At 59.6% G+C, this 5105-nt stretch carries 2 protein-coding genes and 3 pseudogenes; 1 reads left to right on the forward strand and 4 read right to left on the reverse strand.

Annotation, left to right across the window (positions count from 1 at the left end; translation table 11 throughout):
* Positions 1–437 (forward strand): alpha/beta hydrolase-fold protein (locus OQZ28_RS16705; RefSeq protein WP_458136669.1); only part of this gene is annotated, 437 nt, incomplete at its 5' end.
* A 441-nt stretch (positions 438–878) separates the two neighbouring features.
* Here the strand turns inward: OQZ28_RS16705 and OQZ28_RS16710 are convergent.
* The 4 genes and pseudogenes from OQZ28_RS16710 to OQZ28_RS16725 all read right to left on the reverse strand — a co-directional run.
* Positions 879–1980: pseudogene (locus tag OQZ28_RS16710) on the reverse strand (IS91 family transposase); the annotation flags it as partial.
* 86 nt (positions 1981–2066) lie between these two features.
* A complete protein-coding gene (gene istB, locus OQZ28_RS16715) occupies positions 2067–2846 on the reverse strand; it encodes an IS21-like element helper ATPase IstB (protein ID WP_075624000.1) in 780 nt (259 codons plus the stop codon).
* Between the two features lie 8 nt (positions 2847–2854).
* A pseudogene (istA, locus tag OQZ28_RS16720) lies at positions 2855–3829 on the reverse strand (IS21 family transposase); the annotation flags it as partial.
* A gap of 361 nt (positions 3830–4190) precedes the next feature.
* A pseudogene (locus OQZ28_RS16725) lies at positions 4191–4985 on the reverse strand (IS110 family RNA-guided transposase); the annotation flags it as partial.
* Between the last annotated feature and the right edge of the window lie 120 nt (positions 4986–5105).

The raw sequence follows: 5105 nt of genomic DNA on the forward strand, positions 1-5105 counted from the left end.
CGAGCTTTCCGGTTACGCAGCAGCGAGGCATTGCGGGACATTCGATGGGTGGATTTGGCGCCATCATGATCGCGCTGCGTAATCCTGGCCGCTATCGTTCTGTGTCAGCCTTTTCACCCATTGTGGCGCCAACGCAGGTACCATGGGGTGAAAAAGCATTCAGTGCTTATCTGGGTCCGGATCGTGCCAGTTGGGCAGCCTATGACCCGCTTGAACTTGTGCGGACAGCGAAGGAAAGACTGCCTGTTCTGATAGATCAGGGTCTGGCGGACCAGTTTCTGAAAGAACAGCTCAGACCAGAACTGTTCCAGGAAGCCGCACAGAATGCAGGGCAGGAACTCATCCTGAATCTTCGTCCTGATTACGATCACAGTTATTATTTTATAGCCAGTTTCATTGCAGATCATCTCAGACATTTCGTGAGTAAACTAGGATGAACAGATTGTCAGATTTTTTGGATCCGCGCTTTTCTGGCTTCGGGTGGAGACGAAATCTGTTAGGGGCGTCTTGGAAACTGTGGAATTAACTGGCGGCTTTCTGCATCTTTTGTCCGGAAGCAGACATTCCGTTTGCCTGAAGGGTTTCGGGCGCCGCGAGGCGTACGAAAGTCTGGGAAGACCGAACCCGCGACACCGAGACTCAGTTATGGGGAATTTGCAACTGGCGCTGCCCTGAGGCGCCTCTGAGCGGGGTCACGTGGCGACATTCGTGACGCGACAAAGGGTGTTTCCCGCTGATCCTACACATGAAGATGACAGGATCTTCAGGGCCAGGTGCGCGCTTTCCGTCGTTTTTTCGCGTTTTACGTAAGCCTGTCGGTGCGCCGGAACGAGACGGTTCCGGCAGGCATCGGGTTATAGGGTCATGTCTGCCGATCATCATGCTGATCTCCCGGCCAGATCAGTCGTCCGTGGCGGTCCTCTGGGCTGGCACCAGCGGGGAAGGATCGGGATGACGACCATCGGACCACCACAGCATGGGCAGGGCGGTGGCATGACCGGTTCGGGTTCCGTGACTTCTGGTGCTGGCATGGGTATGACCTTCAGCAGGTCCCGCACCCGAGCGAGGCTGGCCTTGCGATTGGAACTGGCCAGCAGGCCATAATGGCGGATGCGATGAAATCCCCGTGGCAGGACATGCAGCATGAAACGGCGGATGAACTCATCCGTGGCGAGTGTCATGACCTGCTGCTGGTGGGCCGTGTCCCGTCGGTAGTCCTTGTAGCGAAACGTCACGCCGTTTTCGTTGAACGCCAGAAGGCGACGGTTCGAGATGGCAACGCGGTGGGTATAGCGCGACAGGTAGGCCAGCACCGCTTTGGGACCCGCAAAAGGTGGTTTGGCGTAGACAACCCAGCGTCGGCTGCGCACGGGGGCCAGATACCGCAGAAAGGCACGGCGGTCTGCCAGGAAAGCAAGCTGGCCCCGAAAGGCCAGCCGGTCGGCGTCGAAAAATGCCAGAAGCCGGGTGAGGAACAGACGGCGGAACAGCTTGCCCAGCACCCGGACGGGCAGCAGGAAAGCCGGGCGCGACGAGATCCAGCGCTGGGCATCGGGCGAGAGCCCGCCACCTGGCACGATCATGTGCACATGGGGATGGTGGGTCAGCGCCGAACCCCAACTGTGCAGCACGGCGGTGATGCCGATGCGGGCACCCAGATGCCGGGGATCGGCGGCGATCGGCGGCGATCGTCATCATCGTCTCCGAGGCCGCCTGGAACAGCAGGGCGTAGAGAACGGCCTTGTTCTGCAGCGCGATGTCGGCGATCCGCGCCGGCAGGGTGAAGACGACATGGAAATACCCGACCGGCAGCAGATCGGCCTCACGTTCGGCCAGCCATGTCCGTGCGGCGTTCCCCTGACAGCGCGGACAATGACGGTTGCGGCAACTGTTATAGGCGATCCGCCTGTGTCCACAGTCCCCGCACGCTGCGACATGACCACCAAGGGCTGCGGTGCGACAGTGTTCGATTGCCGACATTGTTGATTTTCACTGAGAACTGACCCGGGTTTTTCATCAGGAATTGACCCAGCCAGATGCTATTTCAGGTATAGTTATGCGGGCGGTCAAGAAGGAGATCTGTCCTTTCTGTTTTTTGACGCGGCAGTGCTGGCGCGGAACCTGTAGCTGTCATTTCCTGTCTCGAGGATATGACAGTGATGGGTCAGCCGATCGAGGAGCGCCGTCGTCATCTTCGGGTCACCAAAGACCTCTCCCCATTCACTGAAGCTCAGATTGGTTGTGATGATGACACTGGTGCGCTCGTAGAGGCGGCTGAGCAGATGGAACAGCAGGGCGCCACCAGACGCACTGAAGGGGAGATAACCGAGTTCATCAAGGATCACGAGATCCAGGCGGAGCAGCCTGTCGGCAATCTGCCCGGCCCGGTTGGCGGCCTTTTCCTGTTCGAGCGCATTGACGAGGTCAACCGTTGACCAGAAGCGTGCCTTCTTGCGGTGATGGGTGATCGCCTGGATGGCCAGCGCGGTCGCCAGGTGGGTTTTCCCGGTTCCCGGACCGCCGATCAGCACGACATTTTCAGCACGCTCGATGAAGTCCCCGCCATGGAGCTGGCGGACCATGGGCTCGTTGATCTGCGTATCGGCAAAAGAGAACCCGGACAGGTCTTTGTAGGCAGGGAACCAGGCTGTCTTTGTCTGGTAGGCGATGGAGCGCACTTCGCGTTCGGCCAGCTCCGCCTTCAGAAGTTGCGAGAGGATGGGGATGGCCGCCTCAAAAGCTGGCGCGCCCTGCTCTATGAGGTCAGCCGTAGCCTGGGCCATGCCATACATCCGCAGTCCACGGAGCATGATGACAAGTGAAGCGGCTGCAGGATCATGACGCATGACGGCTGGATCAGGCAGGTTGGCGAGACGCGCTTGGTCTGTTCGACAAAACCGTCAAAGGGACGCCCCGGGACCATGAGGTGTGGACGCTCACTGGCATGGACCTCGGCGATGGTCCGGGCCAGTTCGATATGCTGCAGCCGTTCCCAGCAGTCCAGGCAGCGGGCTTCCAGCCAGGCATTCAGCGCCCCCAGATCCGCAAAGGCAGGCAGATCCTGCCAGATATGGCGCCGGGCATCCTGCACGGTCTTCTCAATCTGCCCTTTCTCCCATCCCGCTGCCGGATTGCAAAAAGTCGCTTCGAACAGATAATGGCTGGCCAGAGCCATGAAGCGCAGATTGACCTGACGTGCCTTGCCTGACCCAATCCGGTCCACGGCGGTCTTCATGTTGTCAAAAATACCCCGCCGCGGAACACCACCGAGCACGCGGAAGGCCTCGGTAAGCGCATCGAAAAGCATTTCGTGGGTCTGCAGGGGATAGGCCCTGAGTATGAAGGCCCGGCTAAAGGACAGTTTGGTGTGGGCAACCTGCAGCTTGACGCGATGCCCGGCAATCACCGCCCAGTCCTCACCCCAGTCGAACTGGAAGGCTTCTCCGGGCTGGAAGCGCAGGGGGACAAAAACACCTCGACCCGTTGTCTGGCGTGCCTGGTGCTGTTCGTGTTTCCATTGCCGGATAAAAGCGGCCACCCGTCCGTAGGAGCCATCATAACCCAGCGCCACAAGGTCTTCATGTAGTCGTCGCGCCGTGCGCCGGTTTTTGCGTGATCGGGCAGCTTCCAGGACGAGCCATCCCCTCAGCCTGTCAACAAATGGGTCCAGTCGGCTGGGGCGTTCGGGAACCTGGTACCGCGGTTCAATACTCTCCGCCCGGAGATATTTCCGGATCGTATTGCGTGACAGCCCCGTCCGGCGTTCAATCTCGCGGATCGGAAGATGATCCCGGCAGTGCCACCGACGGATCACACTCAGAAGCTCCATGTCAATCACTCCTCAAACCCCCAGCAGATGATGCCGGGGAGTGTGAAGGCATGGGTCAAATCTCAATGAAAATTTCCGCCCTACCCGGGTCATGTATGGATGCCCGCGTTCGTGCAAGCAGATGCGTTGAACAATAGAGGCGTGTGATCGGATGCGGTCATGTATCAGGCCTTTGGATGCGGTCTGAACATGACCACTGGCCGGTATGGGCTACGCGGATCTGGTGCAAATCAATTCTGCGAACTCGAGGTTCATTGACCCGAATGCTTTTCCAGACCCGTTCTTTCCGATCGTTTGTCCTTACTGCTCGACGACCTCCTCACACGCCGACGTACCGCGCGTAGTTACTCCCGACTGATTGTCAGGCGGCAACCGCGCGCGGATCCCTGAAAAACTCTTCCCGTGTTTCCATGGCCCAGAGCGAGCGGGCCATTTTATTGGCCAGGGCAATGGCAGCCAACTGACGGGGCTTGCGGCGCAGCAGCCGCCCGAGCCAAGTATCGGCGTCGGGCGTGTTTTGGCTGAACCAGCGAATAACGGACATGGCGCCGATGATGAGCAGGCGGCGGATGTCGCGTTGGCCCATTTTCGACGTATGCCCCAGAACCTGTTTGCCGCCGGACGAATGCTGTTTCGGCACCAGGCCCAACCATGCCGCGAAATCTCGGCCGCGCCGGAATGTCGACAGGGTGGGCGCGAACGCCTCGACCGCCATGGCCGTCACCGGGCCGATCCCCGGCATGCTCATCATCCGCTCCGTCCTGTCGGATTGACCGGCCTCCTGCCTGAGCGTCTTCTCCAATGCAGCGATGCGCCCCGAAATCTGTTCGATCTGATCGAGATAGATGCGGGCCGTCTCCACGACCAGAGGCTCAATCCCGGTTTCCGCCGTCTCGATGATCCGTCCCAATTCCTGCACGTTCGTGATTCCCTTGGCGGCGATGATGCCATGTTCCGCCAGGTGAGCCCGGAGCGCGTTGATCATCTGCGTCCGCTGACGCACGAACATGTCACGCGTCCTGAAGACCATCGCCCGAGCCTGCTGGCGTTCCGTCTTGGGCTCCACGAAGCGCATCGTCGGACGGCTCGCCGCTTCTGCGATGGCTTCGGCATCGGCCGCGTCGTTTTTCTGCCGCTTGACGAAAGGCTTCATGTATGGATGCCCGCGTTCGTGCAAGCAGATGCGTTGAACAATAGAGGCGTGTGATCGGATGCGGTCATGTATCAGGCCTTTGGATGCGGTCTGAACATGACCACTGGCCGGTATGGGCTACGC

The organism is Komagataeibacter sp. NFXK3 (assembly GCF_054182245.1).